Origin of the sequence: Micromonospora sp. NPDC005203 (assembly GCF_042872705.1) — a bacterium.
Classification (GTDB): domain Bacteria; phylum Actinomycetota; class Actinomycetes; order Mycobacteriales; family Micromonosporaceae; genus Micromonospora.
This window is the reverse complement of the sequence record NZ_JBIAKV010000017.1, coordinates 104237-128607: the sequence shown is the minus strand read 5'-3', so window position 1 is coordinate 128607 and position 24371 is coordinate 104237. Positions and strand designations below refer to the sequence as shown.

Below are 24371 nucleotides of genomic sequence, written 5' to 3'. Positions count from 1 at the left end.
CGGTCGGCGGATGGGTGACCCCGATCGACGACGGCGACGGCTACGCCACCACCCCGAGCCGGAGCCGGCCGCGCGGAGCACCGACACCCCGACGGCCAGCACCGCAGGGGTGCACGACGGCGACAACCCGCCCCCGCGCCGCCGCAACTACGGCGGCGACGAGCGCGACGGCGAGCGGGGCCTGCGCGGGTTGGTCGGTTCCGGTTCGTCCCAGGTGGGGCTCAGCGCCGCGCTCCGGGCCCGGGACGCCGCCCGACCCAGCGAGGACGACCTGGCCCAGGCGGAGGCCCGGGTGGTGGTCGTCCGACGCAACTGGGTGCCCCGCGAGGAGTTGCCCCGCTCGCCGCGCTGACTGCCGCCCCGGGCCGGGACGCCGTTGGCGCAGCCGGAAGCGCCGGCCGGTCAGGGCAGGTCGGGCAGCTGTCGGGTCTTCTCGTAGTCGGCCACCTGGGTGATCCGGCGGGCATGCCGCTCGTTGCCGGAGAACGGCGTGTTGAGGAACGCCTCGACGATGCCCGTGGCGTCGTCCAGCGTGTGCTGGCGGGCGCCGATCGCGACCACGTTCGCGTCGTTGTGCTGGCGGGCAAGTTGGGCGGTCTCCACGCTCCACGCCAGCGCGGCGCGAACCCCGGCGACCTTGTTCGCGGCGATCTGCTCACCGTTGCCGGACCCACCGATGACCACACCGAGGCCCGTCTCGTCGGCCACCACCTGGTCACCGGTGTGCAGGCAGAACGTCGGGTAGTCGTCGTCCGGGTCGTAGCTGTGCGGGCCGACGTCGACCACGTCGTACCCCTGTTTGGCCAGGTGGTTGGCCAGGTGCACCTTCAACTCGAAACCGGCGTGATCGGATCCCAGGTAGACGCGCATACCGCGCAGTCTCTCAGGCCGTGCTCTCCGACGACGCGCGGGCGGCGGCGGAGAGCCGGGTTCGTCACACGGTCGGGTGGGACCGCTCAGCGCGGCAGCTCAGCGACGACCAGACCGCCGCGCGCCTTCGGGGTGAACCAGGTGCTCTTGCGGGGCATCTTCTCCCGGGCCAGGTTCACCGCGACGAAGTCCGCCACGGTCACCGGCGCGATCAGGATCGCCAACTCGGCCCGTCCGGCATCGACCTCACCGGTGAGCCAGCTCGCCGGGTAGTCGCCGCCGACGTAGGTGATCCGCTTGTCACCCGGGTCCAGACCGAGCGCGTCGCGCAGCAGCAGCCGCTCGACCAGGGCGTGGTCCAGGTTCTCCAGGTCGCCGGCCGTCGTGGCGGGCAGGCGCACCGCGTACCCCTGGTCGCCGAGGCGGAGGTGCACGGTGCCGCCGGCCGGCGGGACCTCGACCGGGCCGTCGATCGGCGCGACCTCGGCGCCCGCCGACCGCAGCCGGTCGAGCAGCTCGGCCGGTGTGGTGGTCAGCTCGCTGACCAGCCGGTTGTAGGGCTGGATGGCCACCGACCCGGGCGTGGTGACCACGGCCAAAAAGCGCGGCAGCCCGCCGGTCTGTGCGGCCAGGCTGCGGTGGTTACCGTCGGCGACGACCAGCTCCCCACCACCGGCGAGAGCGGTGAGCGTGGCCTGCTCCGGGCCGGGGCCGAGCAGCCAGATGGCATGGGTGCGGCCCGCCTGGTCGGTGTCCGTCGCGGCGGGCGCGCCGGCCGTCTCGGTCGCCGCCGCGAGCGCGGCGTGCAGCTCGTCGCCGCGCCCGGTCTGCAACAGGAGTACGGGTGAGAGCAGGTGACCAAGCGCCTCGGCCAACGCCACCCGCTCGCGCACCTTCGCGATGAAGACGTCCTCGTTGCGGATGACCAGACCGGGCTCGTCGGCCCGGGTGGAGATCTGGTCGGTGTCCACCATCGCGAACAGCCCGTACGCCGACTCCTCGCCGGGCGCGCTGATCCGGTAGAGCACGACCACCTGCTCGGCGGGTGTGTAGCTGCCGTCGGCCTTCGCCTCGGCGAGGCGGGCCACCGCGTCCGGCAGCGCGTCGAGGAACGACGTGCCCAGGCTCTGTGGGGCGCGATGTGGCATCTCGATGCCGAGAGCACTGTGCGGGTTCGCCTCGATGATCGCGGTGATCTCCGCGTCGTCGGCGAACTCGTCGTAGTTTTGCGCGCCGGTGCCACCAGTGGTGACCCACGCCCGGGAGATCGGATGCACGACGGTCATGCCCACTGACGCTACCGGCGGCGGTGTCGCCACCGACGGGGACCCGCGCGGGGGTCCACCAGATGAAAGCGCCGAGCCGGTCAGTTGGCGCGGTCGGAGGCGCCCCGGCGGTGCCTGCCGGCCGCTGGTCCGGCGTTGCCCCGTCGACCGATCGCGGCCGGCCCGGTGTTCACGGCCCGGCGGGGCGACGCGGGCGGCCCGGGCACCGGACGGTCGGGAGGCGGGGACGGAACGGGACGCGGGCTCAGCGGCGGCGTCGGCACCGGACGCGGAGCGGCGGGTGCCGGCGGAGGCGGCGCGGGTTCGGCCGGTGCGGCAGCCGATGGCAGGACCGGAGCCGACGCCATGGCGGCAGCCACCCCCGCGACCGGCGGTAGCGGCGCAACCGGCGGTAGCGGCCCGAGCGCCGGTGCCACCGGTGGTGCGGATCCGGCCAGCGGTGCCACGGTCTCGACCGGGGTCAGCCGTGAGGTCACCGGAACCCGGGCCACGCCGACCACGATGGGCGGCGCGAGCAGATCCACCATGTGGGCGGGAAGGTCAGGGCGGACCGCCGGCCAGCGGGAGTCGTCGACCGACCAGTAGGCCGCGCCGGGAGTCTCGATCACCCCCGGTCGGGTCAGTTGATCGTCACCGGACGCACGGTGCTTGGCCATCGGGAATGCCTCCACGAACTGCGGGGTGCGGCCCTGCGGGTCGCTGCGGCGGACATGCAGGCCAACGACGCGGGCAGTCTGCCGGTGACGGGCCGGGCACCGCCGACCCACGACACGCCGAGCGGATGTGCGTGGTGTCGTGCCGTCGGGACGACCGCCCTGCCAACGCCGGGCGTCGACAGGGCAGCCGTCCGCAGCTCAGTCGAAGATCGGGCTCTGCTCGCGGGTGCGCTTGAGCTCGTAGAAGCCCGGGGTGCCGGCGACCAGCAGGACGCCGTCCCAAAGCCGCCCGGCGGCCTCCCCCTTCGGGGCCGGGGTGATCACCGGGCCGAAGAAAGCGACAGGCGTGCCGTCCGGGCCGGGCGCGTGGACGACCGGAGTGCCGACGTCCTGCCCGACCGGGCGCATGCCGGCCTCGTGGCTGGCCCGCAGCGCCTCGTCGTAGTCGGTGCTCTCGGCGGCCGCCGCCAGCGCGGGATCCAGGCCGGCCTCGGTCAGCGCGGCGACGTAGAGCTCGTGGCGCCGCTCCTCCTTGCCGAGGTGGATCCGGGTGCCGAGCGCGGTGTAGAGCGGGCGCAGGGCGTCGTTGCCGTACCGCTGCTCGGCGGCGATGCAGACCCGCACCGGACCCCAGGCGGTCCGCACGAACTCCTTGTAGTCCTCGGACAGCCCGTCCCGGCCGTCGTTCAACACGGACAGGCTCATCACGTGGAAGCGGATGTCCACGGCACGGATCTGCTCGACCTCGAGCAGCCAGCGGGACGTGATCCAGGCCCACGGGCAGGCCGGGTCGAACCACATGTCGGCGGTGACACGTTCGGTCACGGTGAGATCCCTTCGCAACGGGGGCGCCGGCGGTGGTCGGCGTCTCAGGAGAATCTTCACCCCGAGGCGCATCGACCGGCACTCGAATGAGAGCGTGACCTCGGCCACCGGGAGGGGGCCTTCATGGAAGACTCGAATCGAGCCGGCCGTCACGAGCGGTAGGCGAACGGGCGCCGCCGGGCGTACGGCGAGATGTGGGATGGAGAAAAACAGTGCCGGGAGTGCGCAACCTGACGCAGGTCGAGGCGACCGAGCGGGCCCGCCTGCTCAACGTGACGGGCTACGACATCAGTCTGGACCTGTCAAGCGCCGTGCTGGCGGCCGACGGCCGCACGTTCTCCTCGACGACCGAGGTCCGGTTCCGTTGCAGCGAGCCCGGCGCGAGCACGTTCATCGAGCTGGCGGCCGAGTCGGTGCGGTCCGCGACGCTGAACGGCACGCCCGTCGACCTCTCCGACTGGTCGGCCGAGAAGGGTCTGGTCCTGTCCGCGCTGGCCAGCGACAACACCCTGGTCGTCGAGGCCGACTTCAGTTACTCCAACACCGGGCAGGGACTGCACCGGACGGTCGACCCGGTGGACGGCGAGACGTACCTCTACAGCCAGTTCGAGACGGCCGACGCGCAGCGGGTGTACGCCTGCTTCGACCAGCCCGACCTGAAGAGCGTCTACACCTGGCACGCCACCGTGCCGGCGCACTGGCGGGCGGTGTCCAACATGCCGGTGCAGCGCGAGGAGCCGGCGGGTGAAGGGCTCAAGACGCTGCACTTCGCCGAGTCGCCCCGGATGAGCGCCTACATCACGGCCCTGTGCGCCGGGCCGTACCACGAGGTGCGCGACAGTCACGACGGCATCGACCTGGGGGCGTACTGCCGGGCGTCGATGGCGCAGTACCTGGACACCGACGACCTGTTCCTGATCACCAAGCAGGGCTTCGACTTCTTCCACGAGAAGTTCGGCGTGCGCTACCCGCTGCCGAAGTACGACCAGCTCTGGGTGCCCGACTTCAACGCCGGCGCGATGGAGAACTTCGGCTGCGTGACGCACGCCGAGTCGCACTACCTGTTCCGCTCGCAGGTCACCGACTTCGAGTACGAGCAGCGGGCCAACACGATCCTGCACGAGCTGGCCCACATGTGGTTCGGCGACCTGGTCACCATGCGCTGGTGGAACGACCTGTGGCTCAACGAGTCCTTCGCCGAGTGGGCCAGCCACTGGTGCAACACCAACGCCACCCGGTTCACCGAGGCGTGGACGACGTTCCTGTCCATCCGGAAGAACTGGGGCTACCGGCAGGACCAGCTCTCCTCCACGCACCCGGTCTACACCGAGATGCCGGACATGGAGGCCGTCGAGGTCAACTTCGACGGCATCACCTACGCCAAGGGCGCGAGCGTGCTCAAGCAGCTCGTCGCGTACGTGGGTGAGGAGCCGTTCGTCGCCGGGCTGCGGGCCTACTTCGGCAAACACGCCTGGGGCAACGCCACCTTCGACGACCTGCTCACCGAGTTGGAGGCCGCGTCCGGCCGGGAGCTGCGCAAGTTCGCCGCGCAGTGGTTGGAGACCGCGCAGGTCAACACGCTGCGACCGGAGGTGACCATCGGCGCGGACGGCAGCTACGAGCAGGTGGCGGTCCTGCAGGAGGCACCTACCGCGTACCCGACGCTGCGCACGCACCGGATCGGCGTGGGCCTGTACGACCTGGCCGACGGGCGGCTGGTGCGCCGCGAGCGGTACGAGGTGGACGTGACCGGCGAGCGGACGGACCTCGCCGAGCTGCGCGGCGTCCGGGCCGCCGACGTGCTGCTGCTCAACGACGACGACCTGAGCTACACCAAGCTGCGCCTCGACGACCGGTCGATGGCGACCGTGGTGCAGCACATCGGTGGCTTCGAGTCGTCGCTGGCGCGGGCGCTCTGCTGGACCGCGGCCTGGGACATGATCCGCGACGCGGAGCTGTCCGCCCGCGACTACGTGGCGCTCACGCTGAGTGGCCTGCCCGCCGAGACCGACATCAACCTGGTCACCGCGACCCTGCGGCAGGCGACCACCGCGCTCACCCTCTATGCCGACCCGGCCTGGGCGCCGACCGGCTGGGCCGACCTGGCCCGTACCGCCCGAGACGCGCTCGCCGCCGCCGAGCCCGCCAGCGGTTTCCAGCTGGCCTGGGCCCGTGCGTTCGCCTCGGCGGCCCGCTCCGACGAGGACCTGGCCACGCTGCGCGGCTGGCTGGACGGCACGGGTGCGCCGGCCGGGTTGACCGTGGACACCGAGCTGCGCTGGTCGGTCCTCGCCGCGCTGGTGGCCAACGGCGCCGCCGGCACCGCCGAGATCGAGGACGAACTGGCCGGTGACCGCACCGCCAGTGGCGAACGGGAGGCGGCGTACGCGCACGCGCTGGTGCCGACGGAGGAGAACAAGGCAGCCGTGTGGGCGCTGCTGACCGGCCCCGACGCGCTGCCCAACTGGCGGCACCGGGCGCTGTTGCAGGGCCTCGCCCACCCGGCGCAGGTGGAGCTGATCACCCCGTACCGGGAGAAGTACTTCGCGGCGATCGGCCAGGTGTGGGCCACCCGGGACAGCGAGCCGGCGCAGGAGTTCGTACAGCTGGCGTACCCGGTCTACCTGGTGGAGGACGACACGGTGGCGGCCACCGACGCGTGGCTGGCCGGCGACGGGCATCCCGGCCCGCTGCGCCGGCTGGTCGCCGAGGGCCGCGACGGCGTGGTGCGGGCACTCAAGGCCCGCGCGAAGGACGCGCCACAGAGCTGACCAGCAGGGAGTACGCGGCCGGTGCCGGCGTGGACGCGAGTCCTCGCCGGCACCGGGCCATCAGTTGCGAAGATCGTGCTCGAAGATGGAAACAGGGGCCTCAGCCGCAGCCGAGGCCCCTGTTTCCTGGATCGAGCACGATCTAGCTAGCGGGCGTGCGCGTCATCCGTACCTGAGAGGGCTCAGCCCTTGCCGGCGTGGCTGGCGAGCTGGTCGAGGCCGTTGATGATGCCGCCGGCCAGGTCGCCGCCGCTGAACGCACCCGCCATGGACAGCGCGGCCAGTTTGGCGTACGTGTCGGGGACGCGCTTGCGCGCGTAGCGCCCGGTGATGATCTCCAGCTGGCGCTGGTTGGGCGACACCGCGATCAGCACCGACTTGTCGGGGTCGGCGAGCTGGCGGTGCAGCCGCTGGGCGTGCTCCCGGATCGGTTCGTCGAGACCGCCGACGAAGACCGAGAAGACCAGGCCGGTGCCCTTGTCGGCCAGGCGCAGCGCCTCGTCGATGCGCAGCAGCTGGCGGGTCGAGAAGGGCCCGTCCAGCACCTCGGGCGGATTTTCCGTCCCGGTCTGCTTCTCACCAACGGTCACTTGCGCCTCCGGTTCCACCGGCCGGCGCGTCGACGCTGGCCTGCTCAAGCTTGTGGCTGGTCAGCGCGGGCGCCTGCGCCCCCGCCGTCAGCGCGGTGCCGGCCGAGTCGGCCAACTGCTCCGGACGGCCCAGGAACCAGACCGGAGTGAAGTCGAAGGGCCGGCCCGGCCGGTAGCGCTTGGCGCCACCGCCACCGCCGGTGGCACCCCCACGGCTACCGGCGTACGACAGGCCGGCGATGACCAGCACCGCGGCCAACGGGATGCCGACGAAGACCAGCAACGTCTCGGTAACAGACAATCCCAACGCCCCCAGGCGGAAGAAGGACGACCTCGAACAACCGGGTCGGATGGACGATCATGACGTCGACCACCCAACTCCGTCACCATTCACGTTAGCGGAGTCGACGGCCCGCCAGATTGCGGGGTGCCGATCCCATCCGTCACTGGAGTTCTCCAGTTGCGCAGCCGTCGCGACGAGCCGCGCGTCGTCGCCGTACCGGCCGGTCAACAGCACTCCGACGGGCAGGCCGTCGGTCGTGGTACCCACCGGCAGGGACACGGAGGGATCGCCGGTGACGTTGAAGATGGCACAGTACGGCGAGAAGCGGCGTTGCCTGTCGAAATCGGCCGCCGGGTCACCGTCGGCGGTGAACCAGCCGACGGGTGCCTGCGGGGCCGCGAGGGTGGGACAGAGCAGCAGGTCGCACCCGGCGGTGCGACGGGTACCCAGCCGGACCTGTGCCTGCAACTCCCCGAGGGTGGCGGCCAGGGTGCCGGCGGAGATCTCGGCGCCACGGGCCCGCAGCAACCGGGTCAGCGGCAACAGCTCCGCCTCCCGCTGGTGCGGCACCGGAGTGAGCGCCAGCACGTACCAGAGGATCTCGAACAGCGGCCACGCCGCCGGCCCGAGCGGCGGTGCCACCTCGACCACCTCGTGGCCGGCCGCGGTGAGCAGCGCGGCGGCCTGGTCCACGGCGGCCACGCAGTCGGGGTGCACCGGCTCGTCGGCGAGCATCGGCGTGGTGAACCGGCCGATTCGCAGCGGGCCGGGATCGGCGCGGCGCGCGGCGGCCAGGTAGCCGCCCGGCGGCGCGGTTGGCGGCAGGTAGGGCTCGCCGGGGACCGGCACCGCCATGACGTCGAGCAGCGCGGCGACGTCGGTGACGGTCCGCCCGAGCGGGCCGCTGGTGGGCAGGCCGAACGCGCCGGAGCCGATTGGCCCGCCGGAGACGAGGCCACGGCTCGGCTTGTAACCGACGAGGCCGCAGAGCGCCGCCGGGATGCGCAGCGAGCCGCCGCCGTCGGACCCCTGGGCGACCGGGACCAGCCCAGCCGCGACCGCCGCCGCCGCGCCACCGCTGGACCCACCGGCGGTGTACGCCAGTTGCCACGGATTGCGGGCCGGTGGCGCGACCCGGCCCTCCGAGTAGAGCGAGCAGCCCAACTCGGAGGTGGTGGTCTTGCCGAGGCTGACCAGACCGGCAGCCTTGATGAACCGGACCACGTCGGCGTCGACCGGCGGGACGAAGTCGTGGAACGCGGCCGAACCGAAGGTGGTACGGATCCCGGCGGTGAGGGTCAGGTCCTTGATCGCGGTCGGCACACCGTGCAGCGGGCCGCGCGCCTCGGTCGGCACGGCGTCGGCGGCGCGTGCGGCCTGCCGGGCGAGCTCCGGTGTGACGGTGACGAACGCGCCCACGGTGTCGCCGAGCGCCGCCACCCGGCTCAGGGCATGCTCGACCAGGTCGACGCTGGACAGCTCGCCGCGGGTGATCGCGGCGGCCTGCTCCAGCGCGGTCAGGTCGTGCGGCTCGGCCATCCCGTCATCCTGCCGGCAGTCAGCCCTCCGCGCAGCCGACACGCACGGCCCGAACTGCACTGCGCGCCGCGGGCGGCCGGTAAGCGGCCCCCCGGCCGTCCTGGTGCCGCGCTCGCGCGGCACCGGGACGTCCCGGGGGGCCGTACTCGTAGTCGCGCCCTTTGCTCTGCTTCAACGGATGCAACAGCGGACGTCCGATTATCGGACGCCGTTGTTGCGCGGAGTGAAGCAGAGCAAAGGGCGCGAGGTAGGGGTGGCCTACCCGGCGCGCGGGGTAGGGGTGGCCTACCGGCCGCGCGGGGGCCGGCGAACCCCGAAGAGCACGTCGCGGTGCGAGCGGGGACGCCGACCTACCCGTGCAGGAAGCGCAGGGCGTTCGTGGACAGCAGCTTGTCGCGTTGGTCGTCGGTGAGGAAGTCGGCCGCGTGGACCACCGCGCCGGCCGGGCGTTCGCCCAGCGGGTACGGGTAGTCGCTGCCGACCAGCACCCGGTCCTCCCCCATCGTGTCGACAAGCAGCCGCAGGGCGGGCGGCGCGAAGACCACCGAGTCGACGCTGAACCGGTCGACGTAGCTGCTGGGCGGGGCGGCGGACGCGCCACGGACGAGGTCGCCCCGGCGGTGCCAGGCGTTGTCGGCGCGGCCGAGCCAGAACGGGAAGCTGCCACCACCGTGCGCGAAGCAGATCCGCAACGTCTCGGGTACCCGGTCGAAGACACCGCCCAGGATCATGGCCAGCACCGACAGGTGCGTCTCGGCGGGCATCCCGGTGAGCCACCGGGCCATCCAGCGGTCCAGGCGCGGACCGCCCGGCATGTCCCACGGGTGGACGAAGACGGGCGCGCCCACCTCGGCGCAGTGGTGCAGGAAGGTGACCACTCCCGCGTCGTCCAGGTCCCGGTCGCCGACGTGGTTGCCGATCTCCACGCCCACGTGCCCGGCGGCCAGGCTGCGGTCCAGCTCCGCGCAGGCGGCGTCCGGGTCCTGGAGGGGCACCTGGCAGAACGGCACCAGTCGGTCGCCACCGGCCGCGGTGATCTCCAGGGTCAGGTCGTTGAAGATCCGGGCGACCTTCACCGCCTGGTCGGCCGGGCGGTCGTAGCTGAAGAAGACAGGCGTCGGCGAGACCACCTGTACGTCCACGCCGTCGGCGTCCATGTCGGCCAGCCGGCGCGACGCGTCCCAGCACTCGGCCCCGACCGGACGGAACTCCGTCTCCCCCACCATGACCATGGCGGCGCGCTCGGAGTCGACCCGCAACCACGGCCAACCGGACCCGCCGCACGCCGCGCCGAGGTCCGGCCACCCCTTCGGTACGACGTGCGTGTGCACGTCGACGACGCCTGCGGGCATCAGCCCCTGCCCGGGTGCCGGGTGCCGCAGTTGGCGCAGGTGCGGGCCTGCTCGTCGGCGTAGAACGCCTGGAACACCGGCGGCAGGTCGGCGGCGATGTCGCGGACCTGCAACTCCACCTCGTGCACCTTGTTTCCGCACTCCGGGCAGTACCACTGGAAGGTCTCCAGGGTGCCCTCCTCACGGACCCGTTCCACGACCATGCCGATCGAGCCGGCCTCCGGGCGCTGCGGCGAGTGCGGGGTGTTGCGCGGCAGCATCCACATCTGACCCTCGCGCACGTGCACCGTACGCGGCCCCTGCGGGGTCATCAGGTTGATGTGCATGTTGCCCTTGACCTGGTAGAAGAACTCCTCGTACGGGTCCACGTGGAAGTCGGTGCGCTGGTTGGGTCCGCCCACCACCATCACGATGAAGTCGTCCCCGCCGGGGAACAACTCCTTGTTGCCCACCGGCGGCTTCAACAGGTGCTGGTTGTCCGCGATCCACCCGGGGAAGCTGAACGGTTCGGCGATCTCACTCACGACTGACCTCCCGAGGGAAGAAGGGCCACGGCCTGGATCTCGATGAGCAGGTGCGGGTGGGGCAACTGGTGCACGGCCACCGTGGTGCGGGTCGGCCCGGACGCGTCGAAGAACTCCGCCCACACCTCGTTGTAGCCACCGAAGTCGTTCATGTTGACCAGGTACGACGTCACCTGGACGAGGTCGCTGAGGTCCGCGCCGACCGAGCGCAGCAGGTCCCGCACGTTCTCGATGACGGCCCGGGTCTGCACCCGGATGTCGAGGTTGGTGGTGCCGAACTCGTCCACCGACACACCGGCGAAGCTGTTGTCCGGCCGTCGCGACGACGTACCGGAGACGAAGACGAACCCACCGGCGACCTTGACGTGCGGGAAGGCCCCTCGTGGGACGGCCTTTCCGGCGACCACCCGGGCGGTCACGACGACGCCCGCAGCGACGCGGTGCCGAGCTTCTCCACGACGGCGCGGACGTGGGCGCCGGGACGCAGCGGCACGGCAGCGGTCGCGGCACCGGCCAGGAACACCCACCCGGACTCCAGCCGCACACCGTGCCGGCCGGCCAGCCGGATGCCCTCGTCGAGCGCCCGGCGCGGATCGCCGAGGATCGCCGCCGTCGAACCGACCTGCGCCACCCGCCCGTCGATCTCCAGCAGCACGCCCAGGTTGTCGAGACCCGCCGGCACCGGCGACCACGGCCCGATCACGAACGCGGCGGCCGAGGTGTTGTCGGCGATCACGTCCGGGAGTGCGAAGCGGAAGTCCGCGTACCGGGAGTCGATCAGCTCGATGGCCGGCGCGACGGCGCGGACGGCAGTGGCGAAGTCGCCGACCGGCTCGCCCGGCTCGGGCAGCCGGTCCAGCAGGAACGCCACCTCCGGCTCGACCCGGGGATGGATGTACGCGGACGGGTCCACCGCACCGCCGTCGGGCACCCGCATCGCGTTGGTGAGCCGTCCCCAGATCACCTCGTCCACGCCGACCTGGGCCATCTTCGCCCTGCTGGTCAGCCCCATCTTCAGCCCGACCAGCCGCTCACCGGCGTCCAGCCGGCGTTGGAGCAGCGCGGCCTGCACGCCGTACGCGGTGTCCACGTCGAGGCCGGTCTCGGCGGCGAGTTGCCCGATCGCGGTGGCCGTGGCCGCTGCCACGCCCAGCTTCTCGGCGATCCCCGTGATGTCTACGCCGATCATGCTGCGCCACCTTCCGTGCCGGCCAGGTCGAGTGCGACGTCCACGATCATGTCCTCCTGGCCGCCGACCATCCGACGCCGGCCCAGCTCGACCAGGATCGAGCGGACGTCCACGCCGTACCTCGTGGAGGCCCGTTCGGCGTGCCGCAGGAAGCTGGAGTAGACCCCCGCGTACCCCAGGGAGAGCGTCTCCCGGTCCACCTGGACCGGCCGGTCCTGGAGCGGGCGCACGATGTCGTCGGCGGCGTCCATCAGCGCGAACACGTCGCAGCCGTGCTTCCAGCCGTGCAGCTCGGCGACCGCCACGAACACCTCCAGCGGCGCGTTGCCGGCACCCGCGCCCATGCCGGCCAGGGAGGCGTCGACGCGGACGGTCCGGCCGTGCGGTGCGTCCGGGCCGGCCGGACCGGAGCCGGTGACCCGGCCGTGCTCGACGGCGAGCACGCTGTTGGCCACCCCGAGCGACAGGTTGTGGTGCGCGTGGATGCCGATCTGCGTCTCCGGTGCCAGGACCTGCCGGTACGCGTCGACCCGTTGCGCCACGTCGGACATCAGCAGCCGACCGCCGGAGTCGGTGACGTAGACGCAGTGCGCCCCGTACGACTCCATGAGCTTGGCCTGCCCGGCGAGCCCGACCGGATCGAACATGTGCGACATCATCAGGAACCCGGCGACGTCCATGCCGTTCTCCCGGGCCCAGGAGATGTGCTGGGCGGAGATGTCCGCCTCGGTGCAGTGGGTGGCGATCCGGACACTTGTCACCCCGAGCGCCTTCGCGGCCCGCAGGTCGGCGATCGTGCCGATGCCCGGCAGCAGCAGGGTGGTCAGCTTCGCCGTGCTCAGCACCTCGGCGGCCGCGGAGATCCACTCGGCGTCGCTGGCCGCGCCGTGGCCGTAGTTGACGCTGGAGCCGGCGAGCCCGTCACCGTGTGCCACCTCGATGGCGGCCACCCCGGCGGCGTCCAGCGCGGCGGCGATGGTGCGTACCTGATCGACGGTGTACTGGTGGGCGATGGCGTGCATGCCGTCGCGCAGTGTCACGTCCTGGATGTACAGGTCGGTCATGGCGCGGCCACCTCCACAGAACGCAGTGCGACAAGCCGCTCCGCGGTACGCAGCGCGGCGGACGTCATGATGTCCAGGTTGCCGGCGTACGCCGGTAGGTAGTGCCCGGCTCCGGAGACCTCCAGGAAGACCGACACCTGTAGGGCGGTGAGCTGCCGCCCGAGCGTCGGGACGTACGCCCGCACCCGGTCGAACTGCACGTCCTGCTTGAGCCGGTAGCCGGGGACGTACTCCTGCACCGCCGCCACCATCTCCGCGACCGAGGCGGCGATGGCGTCGGCGTCGGCGTCGGCGTCCGGGCAGAGGCAGTAGACGGTGTCGCGCATCAGCAGCGGCGGGTCCGCCGGGTTCAGCACGATGATCGCCTTGCCCCGCTCGGCCCCGCCCACCACCTCGATGGCCCGGGCCGTGGTCTCGGTGAACTCGTCGATGTTGGCCCGGGTGCCCGGACCGGCCGACCTCGACGCGATCGAGGCGACGATCTCCCCGTACGCCACCGGGGTGACCCTGCGTACCGCGGCGACGATCGGCACTGTCGCCTGCCCGCCGCAGGTCACCATGTTGACGTTCGACTCGTGCAGGTGCTCGTCGAGGTTGACCGGCGGCACCACGTACGGGCCGAGCGCGGCCGGGGTCAGGTCCACCACCGTACGGCCGTGGGCGCGCAGCACCTCGTCGTGGTGCCGGTGCGCGCCCGCCGAGGTGGCGTCGAAGACCAGCTTGACGTCGGCGAACTCGGGCATCGCCACGAGCCCGTCCACACCGTCGGCGGTGGTGGCCACGCCGAGCCGGCGGGCGCGGGCCAGGCCGTCGGAGGCCGGGTCGATGCCGGCCATCGCCACCATCCGCAGGCTGTCACTCAGCCGGAGGACTTTGATCATCAGGTCGGTGCCGATGTTTCCCGATCCCAGCACCGCCACGTTCGTGGTCACCGACCGCCCCTGTCGCTGAAGGATGTGCGCACCGAGCCGAGCCCGGAGATCCGCGCCTCGTACGCGGCTCCCGGCGTGACCGGCACCATCGGACCGAGCGCCCCGGAGAGCACCACGTCCCCGGCGCGCAGCGGGTCACCGGCGTGGGCGAGTGTGTTGGCCAACCAGAGCAGGGCGTGCAGCGGGTTGCCCAGGCAGGCCGCGCCCGCGCCGACCGAGACCGGCTCGCCGGCGTGTTCCAGCACCATCCCGCACAGCCGCAGGTCGACGTCGGCGAGTCGGCGCGGCGTGGTGCCGAGCACGAAGAGCCCGCTGGAGGCGTTGTCCGCGACGGTGTCCACGATGGAGATGTCCCAGCCGACGATCCGCGAGTCGACGATCTCGATGGCCGGCAGCACGTGGTCGACCGCGCGGATCAGATCGACGGTGGTGAGCCGCGGGTCCGGGAGATCCCGGTCGAGCACGAACGCGATCTCCGCCTCGACCCGGGGCTGGAGCAGCCGGTCGATCGGCACCTCGACTCCGTCGCCGACCGCCATCGCGTCGGTCAGCAGGCCGAAGTCCGGCTGGAACACCCCGAAGGTCTCCTGCACCGCCCGGGAGGTCAGCCCGATCTTCGCGCCGACCCGGCGTTCGCCGCGGCCCTGCCAGGCCCGCGCCTGGAGCTGCTGCACCCGGTACGCGGACTCGACGTCGCCCGCCGGCAGCAGCCGCCCGCGCAGCGGCGGGCAGGGCTTGCCGGTGCTGCGCGCCTCGGCCAGCTCCCGGTTGGCGGCCTCGATGTCAGCTTCCATGCCCGCTCCCTCGCCTTGGCTCACGACAGGTCCACGCAGACGTTCGTCAGTTCGGAGTAGAAGTTCAACGAGTGCACGCCACCCTCCCGGCCGATGCCGGACGCCTTCACCCCGCCGAACGGGGTCCGCAGATCCCGCAGGAACCAGGTGTTGACCCAGACGATGCCGGCGTCCAGCCGGGCGCCGGCCCGGTGCGCGACTCCCACGTCCCGGGTCCACACGGTCGCCGCCAGGCCGTATTCGGTGCCGTTGGCGAGGGCGTACGCCTCGTCCTCGGTGTCGAACGGCGCGACGTGCACCACCGGCCCGAAGATCTCCTCCCGGTTGGTGCGGGCGTCCGGGCCGAGCCCGGTGAGCACCGTCGGCTGCACGTACGACCCGCCGTCGCGGGCGTCACCGAAGGTGGGCGTGCCGCCACCGGTGAGCACCTCGGCGCCCTCGGAGCGGGCCAGCTCGTACGCGCCGAGCACCTTCGCCCGGTGCTGGTGGGAGATCAGCGGCATGGTGGCCGTGGCCTCGTCGGTCGGCCACCCGTACGCCAGCTCGCCGGCCCGCTTCGCCAGCCGGGCGGTGAACTCCTCGAAGACCGGGCGCTGCACGTAGATGCGTTCGGTGCAGAGGCACACCTGCCCGCCGTTGGTGAAGCTGGACCGCACCGAGCCGGCCACCGCGGCGTCCAGGTCGGCGTCGGCGAAGACCAGGCCGGCGTTCTTGCCGCCCAGCTCGAAGCTGACCGCCTTCACGCCGTCGGCAGCGGACCGCATGATCGCGCCGCCGGTGGCCGACTCGCCGGTGAAGGTGATGGCGTCCACGCCCGGATGGCGGGTGAGGAACTCGCCGGCCGAGTCCGGTCCGAAGCCGTGTACCAGGTTGAACACTCCGGCCGGTACGCCCGCGGCGGCCATCACCTCGGCGAGCACCGTCGCCGAGGCGGGCGTCTCCTCGCTGGGCTTGACCACCACGGCGTTGCCACAGGCCAGCGCCGGGGCGACCTTCCAGGTGAGCAGCAGCAGCGGCAGGTTCCACGGCACGATGACCGCGACCACGCCGACCGGCTTGCGCAGCGCGTAGTTGAGCGCCCGGCCACCGGTCGGGGTGACCGTGGTGAACGACTCGGTGGGCGCGGTCGCCACGATCTCCGCGAACGCCCGGAAGTTCGCCGCGCCGCGCGGAATGTCAAGCGTGCGGGCCTGGGCGATGGACTTGCCGGTGTCGGCGACCTCGGCGGTGACCAGATCGTCGAAGCGGCGCTCCAACTCGTCGGCGACCCGGCGCAGCACCTCGGCGCGTTCCCGTTCGCCCATCCGACCCCACGGCCCGCGCAGCGCCGCGCGGGCGGCGGCCACCGCGTCGTCCACCGTGGACCGCGACGCCTCGTCCACCTCGAAGACCGGCTCCCCGGTCACCGGGCTGGCCTTGGCGAACGTCGACCCGCCGTCGACGAACTCGCCGCCGACGAAGTTGCGCAACCTCTGCGGCCCGGCCGGCGGGTGGCCGGCCATCAGTCGTGCGTCCCAGTTGGCGGTCATTCGCGCCTCCCTCGACCGAGTGTCGCGCCGAGCAGCAGCAACGCGGCCCCGCCGACGACCGCGCCGAGCACCCGATGCTGCCGGCGCACCCGGCGGCGCACCTCCGCGTACGGGGTGGTGGAGAAGGACACCAGCTCGTACTGGGAAACGTACCGGCCGGGCAGGGCCCGTTCCAGAGCGTGCTCGATCCTGCGGCGGAGCTGGAAGACCGGGGAGGCCACCCTGTCCCGCATCTCCACGAAGTTGGTGAGCGCCATCGTGGCGATGGCCTCGGCGTTCTCCTGGCGGCGTCGCTGGAACAGCGGCAGCGCCGCCAACCAGTCGTCGGCGCACTCGTTTAGGCAGCGGTCCAACTCGACCACGTCCTCGAACGCGCAGTTGGCGCCCTGACCGTAGAACGGCACGATCGCGTGCGCCGCGTCACCGAGCAGTCCCACCTTGCCGAAGACCTGCCACGGGGCGCAGCGCACCGTGCCGAGCACGCCCACCGGGTTGTGCTGGTAGTCGTCGACCAGGTTCGGCGCCAATCCGATGACGTCCGGGTAGTGCGTGGCGAAGTGCTCCTCGATCGCCGCCGGACTGTCCAGCGCCGCGAAGCTCCCGTCGCCCTCGTTGGGCCAGAACAGCGTGCAGGTGAAGGAGCGGTCCGGGTTGGGCAGCGCGATCATCATCGAGGTGCCGCGCGGCCAGATGTGCAGCGCGTCCGGATCGAGCGCGAAGTCCCCGCCCAGCGGCGGGATCGTCAGCTCCTTGTAGCCGTAGTCGAGGAAGTCCACGCTCTCGTTCAGCAGCCCGTGGCTGAGCAGTTGCCCGCGTACCGCGGAGCCGGCGCCGTCGGCGCCCAGCACGACCGACGCCTTCGCGGCGACCGTGCCCTGCGGGGTGTCGAAGCTCAGGGTTCCGTCGATCGGGTCGAGCGCGACCAGCCGGTGGTCGAAGACGACCCGCACCCCGGGCAGCGCGACGGCCTCGTCCAGCAGAGCGTTGTTCAGCGCGCCCCGGCTGATCGAGTTGATCGCCCGGTCCCCGGCCGCGCTGTACGACTGGAACTGCTGCTCACCCTCGACCGGGTGGATCATCCGGCCGCGCATCGGCAGCGCGTCGGTCAGCACCTGCTCGGCCAGCCCGATCCGGCGCAACGCGTCCAGCCCGCGCTCGGAGAGCGCCAGGTTGATCGAGCGACCGCGCTCGGCCGTACCGGTCCGCGGGTCGGAGCGGCGCTCGTAGAGAGCCACCGGGTAGCCGCGCCGGGCCAGGAAGCAGGCGGCCAGGCAGCCGGCCAGCCCGGCACCGATGACGGCGATCTCGTCGCGCCGAGCGGTCACGGGTTGACCTCCCCCACCATCGCCGCCAGCGCGGCCGCGGCCCGCCAACAGTCGTGGTACGTCGAGTAGAGCGGCACCGGGGCGAACCGGACGACGTCCGGCTCCCGGGCGTCGGCGATGACGCCGTGCTCGTACCGCAGGCGTTTGGTCAGCTCGGCGGCGCTGCCGGCACCGATGCGGACCGAGAGTTGGCTGCCCCGCCGGGCCGGGTCGCGCGGGGTGATCACGCGCAGCGGCCGGTCGGCGACGACCTCGTCGAGCAGTGTCTCCAGCCAGCCGGTGAGGCGAAGGCTCCGGGCGCGCAGCGCGGTCATCCCGACCGCGTCGAACAGCTCCAGCGAGGTACGCACCGGACCCATCGCGAAGATCGGTGGGTTGGAGATCTGCCAGGCCTCCACGGTGGCCGGCGGCCGGGACACCGGGGTCATCTCGAACCGGGTGGCCGCCGCGGTGCTCCACCAGCCCTCGAAGCGGGGCAGGCTCTCGTCGCCGAGGTGCCGCTCGTGCACGAAGACGCCGGCCAGGGCACCCGGGCCGGAGTTCAGGTACTTGTAGGAGCACCAGGCCGCGAAGTCGACGTCCCAGTCGTGCAGGGCCAGCGGCACGTTGCCGACCGCGTGGGCCAGGTCCCAGCCGACCACCGCGCCGGCGGCCCGGCCGGCGGTCGTGATCGCCGGGATGTCCAGCAGCTCACCGGTCAGGTAGTTGACGCCGCCGAGCAGCACCAGCGCCACCCGGTCGCCCTCGGCGGCCAGGTAGGCGGTCACGTCCTCGGTGCGCAGCGCGTCCTCGCCGGGGCGCGGGCGCAACCGGACCACCGTGTCGTCCGGGTCCAGGCCGTGGAAGCGGGCCTGGCTGCGCACCGCGTAGCTGTCCGAGGGAAACGCGGCGTCCTCGATGACGACGCGGGTGCGGACGCCGGCCGGGCGGTAGAAACTCACCATCAGCAGGTGCAGGTTGACCGTGAGCGAGTTCATCACCACGGTCTCCACTGGTCGGCCGCCGACCAGTCGGGCGGCCGGTGCGGTCAACAGCTCGTGGTACGGCAGCCAGGCGCGCTCCGCCTCCAGGTGCCCCTCCACGCCGAGCCGGCCCCAGGCGTCCAGATCGGCCAGCAGTTCGTCGCGGGTGGCCCGGGGTTGCAGGCCGAGCGAGTTGCCGGCCAGGTACGCCGACTCGGGGTGGTCGCCGCCGTCGGCCGGCGGCACGTGAAACAGGTGCCGGTGGCCCGGGTCGGCCTCGTCGCGACGGCGTGCTACGGCCTCGCCTCCGGCGAGGCGGCGTGCTACGGCCTCGCCTCCGGCGAGGCGGCGTGCTACGGCCTCGCCTCCGGCGAGGCGGCGTGCTACGGCCTCGCCTCCGGCGAGGCGCAGCGGCTCGGTTTCAGGGGTGTGCATGTCTCGCTCTCCGGTCACATCGCGGTACGGGCCGACCACAGCTCCGGGAAGACCACCCGGGACATGCTGCGCTGCAACCACGCCAGACCGGCGGAGCCGCCGCTGCCGACCTTGGCGCCCATCGTCCGCTGCACCGCCTTGACATGGTTCCAGCGCCAGTCGCCGAACTCCTCGGCGACGCCGCTGAGCGCCTCGCCGAGCAGGCGCAGCTGGTTGTCCGGACCGGTGTCGGCGTAGATCCGTACCCAGGCTGCCTCGACCGACGGCTGCGGATCGTGCTCCACCGCGACATCGCGGTCGAGTAGGTCGGCGGGGAGGTCGAAGCCACGCCGGGCGAGCAGCGCGACCACGTCGTCCCAGAGGCTCGGGATGACCAGCTCGGCGCTCAGCGCGGCGTGCACCTCGGTCTGCCGACGGAAGGGCCTGATCAGCGCCGGATCGCGCAGGCCGAGCAGGAATTCCAGGTGGCGGTACATCGCCGACTGGAAGCCGGAGCCCTCGCCGAGCAGGTTGCGGAACCTGTTGAAGTCGGCAGGCGTCATCCAGCGCAGCCCCTGCCAGGCGGCGTTGAGTCCCTCCAGGTGCAGGGTGGCGCGGCGCAGCGGGGCCAGCGCGTCCCAGACCCGGTCGGCGCGCAGCAGTCGCTGGGTCTCCCGTAGCTCGTGGCAGGTCAGCCCGAAGTACAGCTCCATGATCTGGCTGACCATCAGGAAGGACATCTCGCCGGGGTCGTCGCTGAGGGGCTGCTGCAACTGGTGCAGGGCGCTGGCCCGCACGTACGCGTCGTAGGGCACCAGGTCGGCGAACTCCAGGGTCGGCTCCCCGCCGTTGCGCGCGGCACGGGCGGCCCGCTGTCGCGGGGTCACCGGCCGCACCGAGGCGGGGCGGTTCGGCGCCCGCCGCTCCGTCTGATCCACCAGTCGTCTCCCTCCCCCGGACCTGTCGACGTCATGATCTCGCGGTCGGATCGGCCTGCGGAATGCCGGATCAACGGCTCTCGCCGCGTTGTCTTGACGAACCGAAGGCAAGTAGGCGAATTCGGTTCACGAAAGTAAGGTCTGAGCGTGGACGACATGGACTGGGCGCTGCTGCGCGAGTTGCAGGCCGACGCGCGGCTCTCCTTCAGCGAACTGTCCCGGCGGGTGCACCTGTCTCCACCGGCCGTCGCGGAGCGGGTTCGCCGGCTGGAGGAGGCCGGGGTCGTCACCGGCTACCACGCCCATGTCGACCTGACCCGGGCCGGCCGTACCGTGGTCGCGCTGATCCGGATGTCCTGCTACGGCGCGCGCTGCATCCTGCACGACCCGGCGGTGGCCGGCTGGCCGGAGATCCTGGAGATCCACCGGATCACCGGCGACGCGTGCAGCATGCTCAAGGTGGCCGCCGGCTCGATCGGCGACTTCGAGGCGGTCATCGACCGGCTCGCCCCGTACGGCCAGCCGTCGAGCACGATGGTGCTTTCCTCCCCGCTCGACTGGCGACCGATCACCGCCCTGCCCTCCCCCCGCCGCGGCTGACCCGGGTTTGGCCCCGAGCCAGCGGGAAAGCAGCGCCGTGCCCAGGGGACGCCCTTCCTCCGTCCGGAGTGCCGCCTTCGGCGCGGACGCGGAATGAGGGGCGGAGGTTCCGGCGGTCGTCGCCGGTTGGGGGGAAATCATGCAGGGAATCCGCACGATCGACCGCGCGCTCTCGTCCGCACTGACGCTGGTAGCGCTGGTCGGTGCGTTCGTCCTGATGTCGGTCGCACCGGCACACGCCGGCGAGAACGTTTTCGTCGAGGTGATGCCGAACAGCGCCCAGGCCGGTAGCCGGGTCAACATCAAGGCGGGCTGCGACAACGCCAACAACAACCGCCAGTCCAGCGTGCACTCCGACGCGTTCGGGCACGTGACGCTCAAACCGGACAAGGGTTTCCTAACCGCGCAGGCCACCATCATCCGCGACAAGCCGGCCGGCGACTACCCGGTCGACCTGCGCTGCGAGAACGGCCAGACGGCCTCGACCACGCTGACCGTGCTGAACATGGCCTCCCCCAGCAAGGGACCGGCGACCGGGGGCGGCGGGACGGCCGGCGGCCGCGGCACCGGCTCGTTGCTGGTGCTCGGCGGCGTGGCGCTTGTCGGCACCGCTGTCGCGCTCGGGATGGCGGGCGGCCGACGTCGGGCCGGAGCCGGCTCCTGAGCCGGGTGACCCATGACCCGCAGATCCGCGCGCGCGCGGCCGGACCGCCGCGCCCGCTTCCAGGCCGGCCCGCTGCTGCGCGCCTCCGGCCGGCTGGTGGCCCGCGCCTACGGCCGGCTGGGTCGGGTCGCCGGCCAGGCCGGGTCGGCCAGTCTCGCCACCCCGGATCCGGCCGCCACCTCGCTGCCTCCACGCCGCCCGGCCGGATCGCGGTCGTTCCGGCCCCGTTTCGCTACGGGACCAGGGCTGCCGGTGCTGGCCATCGCCGCGGTGATGGTGCTGATCGTCGCGATGCTCGGCGTCGAACAGGTGACCGGGATGAGCCTGCTACCGGACCGGCTCAGCGCCGGATTCCGGCCGCCGCCGAAGAAGTTCCCGGTGCTGCCGGCCAGCCGACCGACCAGCCTCGCCATCGGGAAGATCGACGTGCGGGCGCCCGTACACGACGTGGGCATCGCCCCGGACGGCACCATCGCGGTGCCGGACGCGGCCCGCGCCCAGGAGGCCGGTTGGTACGACCAGGGGCCGACCCCCGGCCAGTACGGTCCGGCGGTGATCGTCGGACACGTCGACACCACGAGCGGGCCGGCGGTCTTCCACCAACTCCGTGAACTGCGCGACGGCGACCAGATCGAGGTCACCCGCACCGACCGCAGGGTGGCGGTCTTCGAGGTGAACTCGGTGGAGAAGTTCGACAAGGGCCAACTGCCGGTGGACGAGGTGTACGGCGACTTCAGCCACCCGAGCCTTAGATTGATCACCTGCGGTGGCCAGTGGGTCGGCGGCGAGACCGGCTACTCGGACAACGTGGTGGTCTTCGCCTCACTGGTCCGGGCGCGTGGAGGTGGTTGAGCCAGTCAGCACCTGGGCGGTGGCAGGGTGGCGCTGGTTTCGGCGTCGAGGTATTCGGCAAGCCGGGCGGCCCCGGTGAGCATGGCCTGGCCGCGCTCGGTGAGCCGTTGCCGCCACTTGCCCAGCGAAGCGGCGAGCGGCCCGGCTCCGCCGGCGTCGCGCACTCGACGCAGCACGTCGGCGATGTGGTCGAGCCGGTACCCGCCGCGGCGCAGCAGGTGGCAGAGTTCGGCGTCGCGGACGTCGTCGGCTGAGTAGACGCGGTAGCCGGTCGCGGGATCGCGCACCGGCCGGAGAATCCCGGCCCGCTCCCACTTTCGCAGCGTGGCGGGTCGCACACCGAGCCGGTGTGCCAGCACGCTGATCGGCACGGCTTTGCGGCTCTGCGGTTGTGGCATCGTCTCGGTGAGGGTCACAACCGCTGTCTCGACCGCGTCCAGTGTCTCTCGGTCGCGCTGCAGCAGGGCGTGACTGTGGTCGATCGTGCGCAATGCCGTGTCGATCTCGCCCCGGTTGACGGCACGCATGATCTCGCCGCTGGCCGCGTAGCCGTGGCCCGCGATCAGCGCGAGGTAGGCGTTCAGCGCCTTGGCGTGCACCTTAGTGAACCGGCGGTAGCCGTTCGAGGTGCGCTCGGCCGGCGGCAGGACCCCATCTCGTTCGTAGTTGCGCACGGCCTGCGCAGACAGTCCGTGTACGCGCGCGAGGTCGACTGGTCGACGTACCCCGGGGTTTGAGGGTTTTGTGGCTGTCACCGCACTCCATTGCTCGTAAGCCTCAACCGCTGGTTCAACGATACGGTTGATGGAGTGACGAACCTTCTCGACCTGCTTGCTGGATCCCCGACCCTGCTCGCGCTCGGCGAGCCGACGCACGGTGAGTCCGCCTTTCTGCAGATCCGCAACGAGGCTTTCCTGTCGTTGACCGAGCATGGCTACCGGTCGATCGCGCTGGAAAGCGACCGGGCGGCGGGGCTGATCGCCGACGAGTTCGTGCGAGGTGGCGCTGCCGTGCCGCTCGACCGTGCACTGGCCGAAGGATTCAGCCACGGGTTTGGCGCCGCTCCGGCCAACCGTGACCTGCTGCTGCGGATGCGCGAGTGGAATGCCGGACGGCCAGCCGCCGAACGCCTCACGTTCCACGGCTTCGACGCCCCGTTGGAGATCGAGGGCGCTCCGAGCCCACGGCGCTACCTGACCCAGGTCTGTGACTTCCTCGACCTCGACCGGTCAGCGGAGATCGACGACCTGATCGGGGACGAGGCTCAGTGGAGCGATACGGCCGCGATCTGGGAGCCGGGCAGGTCGATCGGGCGCTCGACCAACGCCCAGCGGCTGCGGGTGATCGCCGACGACCTCCTGACCGAGTTGTACCTACAGGCACCCCGGCGGCCCGAGGGCTGGCAGGCGGCATTCGTACACGCCACGTCCGCGGTCGCGGTGCTGCGCTACCACGCCGCGGCGGCCGCACCACTGGCGCAGGAGGAACGCTTCGCTCGCCTGGCCGGGGTCCGGGACGCGCTGATGGCCGAGAACCTACTCGCGATCCGGACGACCGAGGCACACCGTGGGCCCACACTGGTCTTCGCGCACAACACGCACCTCCAGCGCCACCAGAGCACGATGACGATGGCCGGAACCGAGGTGTCGTGGGCCGGCGCCGGCGCGATCATCGCATCGCTGCTGAAGGATCAGTACGCGCTGATCGTCGGCAGCCTCGGCGCGAGTCCCACGCTGGGCATCGGAGCACCCGGCCCGTCGACCTACGAGGGCGGGCTCCAGCAGACGACCAACCATCCCGGGTACGTCCACACGTCCGAGATAGGACCGGCCGAGCAGAGAGCGCACGACTACCGCTACTTCCCCCTGGACCAGGCCACCATCGAACACGCCGATGCGGTCCTGCACATCCCGACAGGTGTCGACGCGGCCATGCTCGCGGATCGAATTCTCGCTCTGCCCGACGTCGACCAGCTCGTGGCGAGCGAGGAGAACGGGTCACCCGAGGGGGCCTGGGGCGATCGGTTCTTCTATTTCGGCCCGGACCGCCGCCAGCCGTTCGCCACAATCGTCGAGCACGACGTCCTCGGCTTCGACGAGGCCTCGCAGCTTGACCGTCCCGGTGTCTTCCGCCTCAACCTGGACCTGGGTCGAGTCGAGTTCGAGAGGCTGTTCGGTTTCCCACCCGGGGCATTCGAGGACCACCGGCACACCTTCGACTTCGCCCGGCTGGACACCCTCGTGCCGCACCCGGGTTACGCGCTGCACGGCTTCGGCAGCATCGTCATGCCCGGTCCGCAGATGTTGCCCGAAATCGACCGGCTGATCGCGATCGCTCACGGCCGAGCAGCCGACCGCCACGAGCGCGCCGCGCGCCGGGCAACCCACCCGCGGCCCGGGGCCTGACCGCGCC

The 24371-nt window shown here is 72.0% G+C and carries 25 protein-coding genes; 6 read left to right on the top strand and 19 right to left on the bottom strand.

The features are described 5' to 3' along the window. Positions 1-10 precede the first annotated feature (10 nt). Complete coding sequence (locus ACFYPM_RS28720; RefSeq protein ID WP_387203340.1) at positions 11-352, top strand: hypothetical protein; 342 nt, start codon at positions 11-13, stop codon at positions 350-352. Positions 353-402: 50 nt separating this feature from the next. On the opposite strand, the gene ACFYPM_RS28715 is transcribed toward ACFYPM_RS28720, so the two are convergent. The 4 genes from ACFYPM_RS28715 to ACFYPM_RS28700 form a co-directional block, all read right to left on the bottom strand. Continuing rightward, positions 403-870 carry a ribose-5-phosphate isomerase gene (locus ACFYPM_RS28715; protein ID WP_357254572.1) on the bottom strand — a complete coding sequence of 156 codons (468 nt, stop codon included), beginning with the start codon at positions 868-870 and terminating at the stop codon, positions 403-405. 86 nt (positions 871-956) lie between these two features. Then, the gene (locus tag ACFYPM_RS28710; RefSeq protein WP_387203336.1) at positions 957-2156 is read right to left on the bottom strand and encodes a DUF1015 family protein; all 1200 of its coding nucleotides are present in this window, start codon (positions 2154-2156) and stop codon (positions 957-959) included. 80 nt (positions 2157-2236) lie between these two features. Next, positions 2237-2812: a hypothetical protein gene (locus tag ACFYPM_RS28705; RefSeq protein ID WP_387203333.1), complete on the bottom strand. Its 576-nt coding sequence runs from the start codon at positions 2810-2812 to the stop codon at positions 2237-2239. A 198-nt stretch (positions 2813-3010) separates the two neighbouring features. Further along, positions 3011-3637, bottom strand: coding sequence for a disulfide bond formation protein DsbA (locus ACFYPM_RS28700; protein ID WP_387203330.1), 627 nt, complete (start codon positions 3635-3637; stop codon positions 3011-3013). A 221-nt stretch (positions 3638-3858) separates the two neighbouring features. Between ACFYPM_RS28700 and pepN the strand changes: the two genes are divergently transcribed. After that, positions 3859-6408 carry an aminopeptidase N gene (gene pepN, locus ACFYPM_RS28695; RefSeq protein ID WP_387203327.1) on the top strand — a complete coding sequence of 850 codons (2550 nt, stop codon included), beginning with the start codon at positions 3859-3861 and terminating at the stop codon, positions 6406-6408. Between the two features lie 182 nt (positions 6409-6590). Here the strand turns inward: pepN and ACFYPM_RS28690 are convergent, their stop codons facing one another. The 14 genes from ACFYPM_RS28690 to ACFYPM_RS28625 all read right to left on the bottom strand — a co-directional run bounded on the left by ACFYPM_RS28690 (position 6591) and on the right by ACFYPM_RS28625 (position 19843). Then, positions 6591-6998, bottom strand: a complete 408-nt coding sequence (locus ACFYPM_RS28690; RefSeq protein ID WP_387203324.1) for a DUF5130 family protein — start codon at positions 6996-6998, stop codon at positions 6591-6593. Then, complete coding sequence (locus ACFYPM_RS28685) at positions 6985-7281, bottom strand: hypothetical protein (RefSeq protein ID WP_355032334.1); 297 nt, start codon at positions 7279-7281, stop codon at positions 6985-6987. The genes ACFYPM_RS28690 and ACFYPM_RS28685 overlap by 14 nt, the downstream gene beginning before the upstream one ends. Before the next feature lie 75 nt (positions 7282-7356). Then, the gene (locus tag ACFYPM_RS28680) at positions 7357-8820 is read right to left on the bottom strand and encodes an amidase (RefSeq protein ID WP_387203321.1); all 1464 of its coding nucleotides are present in this window, start codon (positions 8818-8820) and stop codon (positions 7357-7359) included. Between the two features lie 350 nt (positions 8821-9170). Beyond that, on the bottom strand, positions 9171-10172 hold the full coding sequence (locus ACFYPM_RS28675; protein ID WP_387203319.1) for an amidohydrolase family protein: 1002 nt from the start codon (positions 10170-10172) through the stop codon (positions 9171-9173). Next, the gene (locus tag ACFYPM_RS28670; RefSeq protein WP_387203316.1) at positions 10172-10696 is read right to left on the bottom strand and encodes a 3-hydroxyanthranilate 3,4-dioxygenase; all 525 of its coding nucleotides are present in this window, start codon (positions 10694-10696) and stop codon (positions 10172-10174) included. Before ACFYPM_RS28670 ends, ACFYPM_RS28675 begins: the two co-directional genes overlap by 1 nt. Beyond that, on the bottom strand, positions 10693-11115 hold the full coding sequence (locus tag ACFYPM_RS28665; RefSeq protein WP_387203313.1) for a RidA family protein: 423 nt from the start codon (positions 11113-11115) through the stop codon (positions 10693-10695). The genes ACFYPM_RS28670 and ACFYPM_RS28665 overlap by 4 nt, the downstream gene beginning before the upstream one ends. Further along, positions 11112-11885, bottom strand: coding sequence for a 2-keto-4-pentenoate hydratase (locus ACFYPM_RS28660; RefSeq protein WP_387203310.1), 774 nt, complete (start codon positions 11883-11885; stop codon positions 11112-11114). The genes ACFYPM_RS28665 and ACFYPM_RS28660 overlap by 4 nt, the downstream gene beginning before the upstream one ends. Continuing rightward, positions 11882-12949, bottom strand: a complete 1068-nt coding sequence (gene dmpG, locus ACFYPM_RS28655) for a 4-hydroxy-2-oxovalerate aldolase (protein ID WP_387203307.1) — start codon at positions 12947-12949, stop codon at positions 11882-11884. Before dmpG ends, ACFYPM_RS28660 begins: the two co-directional genes overlap by 4 nt. Continuing rightward, positions 12946-13881: an acetaldehyde dehydrogenase (acetylating) gene (locus ACFYPM_RS28650; RefSeq protein WP_387203304.1), complete on the bottom strand. Its 936-nt coding sequence runs from the start codon at positions 13879-13881 to the stop codon at positions 12946-12948. The genes dmpG and ACFYPM_RS28650 overlap by 4 nt, the downstream gene beginning before the upstream one ends. After that, positions 13878-14675, bottom strand: a complete 798-nt coding sequence (locus ACFYPM_RS28645) for a 2-keto-4-pentenoate hydratase (RefSeq protein ID WP_387203301.1) — start codon at positions 14673-14675, stop codon at positions 13878-13880. Before ACFYPM_RS28645 ends, ACFYPM_RS28650 begins: the two co-directional genes overlap by 4 nt. Before the next feature lie 20 nt (positions 14676-14695). Further along, positions 14696-16177, bottom strand: a complete 1482-nt coding sequence (locus ACFYPM_RS28640) for a 2-hydroxymuconic semialdehyde dehydrogenase (protein ID WP_387203410.1) — start codon at positions 16175-16177, stop codon at positions 14696-14698. Positions 16178-16200: 23 nt separating this feature from the next. Next, complete coding sequence (locus tag ACFYPM_RS28635; protein ID WP_387203298.1) at positions 16201-17529, bottom strand: FAD-dependent oxidoreductase; 1329 nt, start codon at positions 17527-17529, stop codon at positions 16201-16203. Further along, the gene (gene kynU, locus ACFYPM_RS28630) at positions 17526-18926 is read right to left on the bottom strand and encodes a kynureninase (protein WP_387203295.1); all 1401 of its coding nucleotides are present in this window, start codon (positions 18924-18926) and stop codon (positions 17526-17528) included. Before kynU ends, ACFYPM_RS28635 begins: the two co-directional genes overlap by 4 nt. A gap of 14 nt (positions 18927-18940) precedes the next feature. Beyond that, entirely contained in the window at positions 18941-19843 is a 903-nt protein-coding gene (locus ACFYPM_RS28625) for a tryptophan 2,3-dioxygenase (protein ID WP_387203292.1), read from the bottom strand. Positions 19844-19990: 147 nt separating this feature from the next. Here ACFYPM_RS28625 and ACFYPM_RS28620 point away from each other — a divergent pair, with 147 nt between their 5' ends. From ACFYPM_RS28620 to ACFYPM_RS28610, 3 genes are all read left to right on the top strand, one after another. Further along, positions 19991-20443, top strand: coding sequence for an Lrp/AsnC family transcriptional regulator (locus ACFYPM_RS28620; RefSeq protein WP_357373455.1), 453 nt, complete (start codon positions 19991-19993; stop codon positions 20441-20443). 187 nt (positions 20444-20630) lie between these two features. Beyond that, positions 20631-21107 carry a hypothetical protein gene (locus tag ACFYPM_RS28615; RefSeq protein ID WP_387203407.1) on the top strand — a complete coding sequence of 159 codons (477 nt, stop codon included), beginning with the start codon at positions 20631-20633 and terminating at the stop codon, positions 21105-21107. Positions 21108-21182: 75 nt separating this feature from the next. Continuing rightward, complete coding sequence (locus ACFYPM_RS28610) at positions 21183-21959, top strand: class F sortase (protein ID WP_387203404.1); 777 nt, start codon at positions 21183-21185, stop codon at positions 21957-21959. Positions 21960-21964: 5 nt separating this feature from the next. Here the strand turns inward: ACFYPM_RS28610 and ACFYPM_RS28605 are convergent, their stop codons facing one another. Beyond that, a complete protein-coding gene (locus tag ACFYPM_RS28605; RefSeq protein WP_387203401.1) occupies positions 21965-22714 on the bottom strand; it encodes a MerR family transcriptional regulator in 750 nt (249 codons plus the stop codon). 54 nt (positions 22715-22768) lie between these two features. On the opposite strand from ACFYPM_RS28605, the gene ACFYPM_RS28600 reads away from it, so the two are divergent. Beyond that, positions 22769-24364, top strand: coding sequence for a DUF6194 family protein (locus ACFYPM_RS28600; RefSeq protein ID WP_387203289.1), 1596 nt, complete (start codon positions 22769-22771; stop codon positions 24362-24364). Positions 24365-24371: the final 7 nt, after the last annotated feature.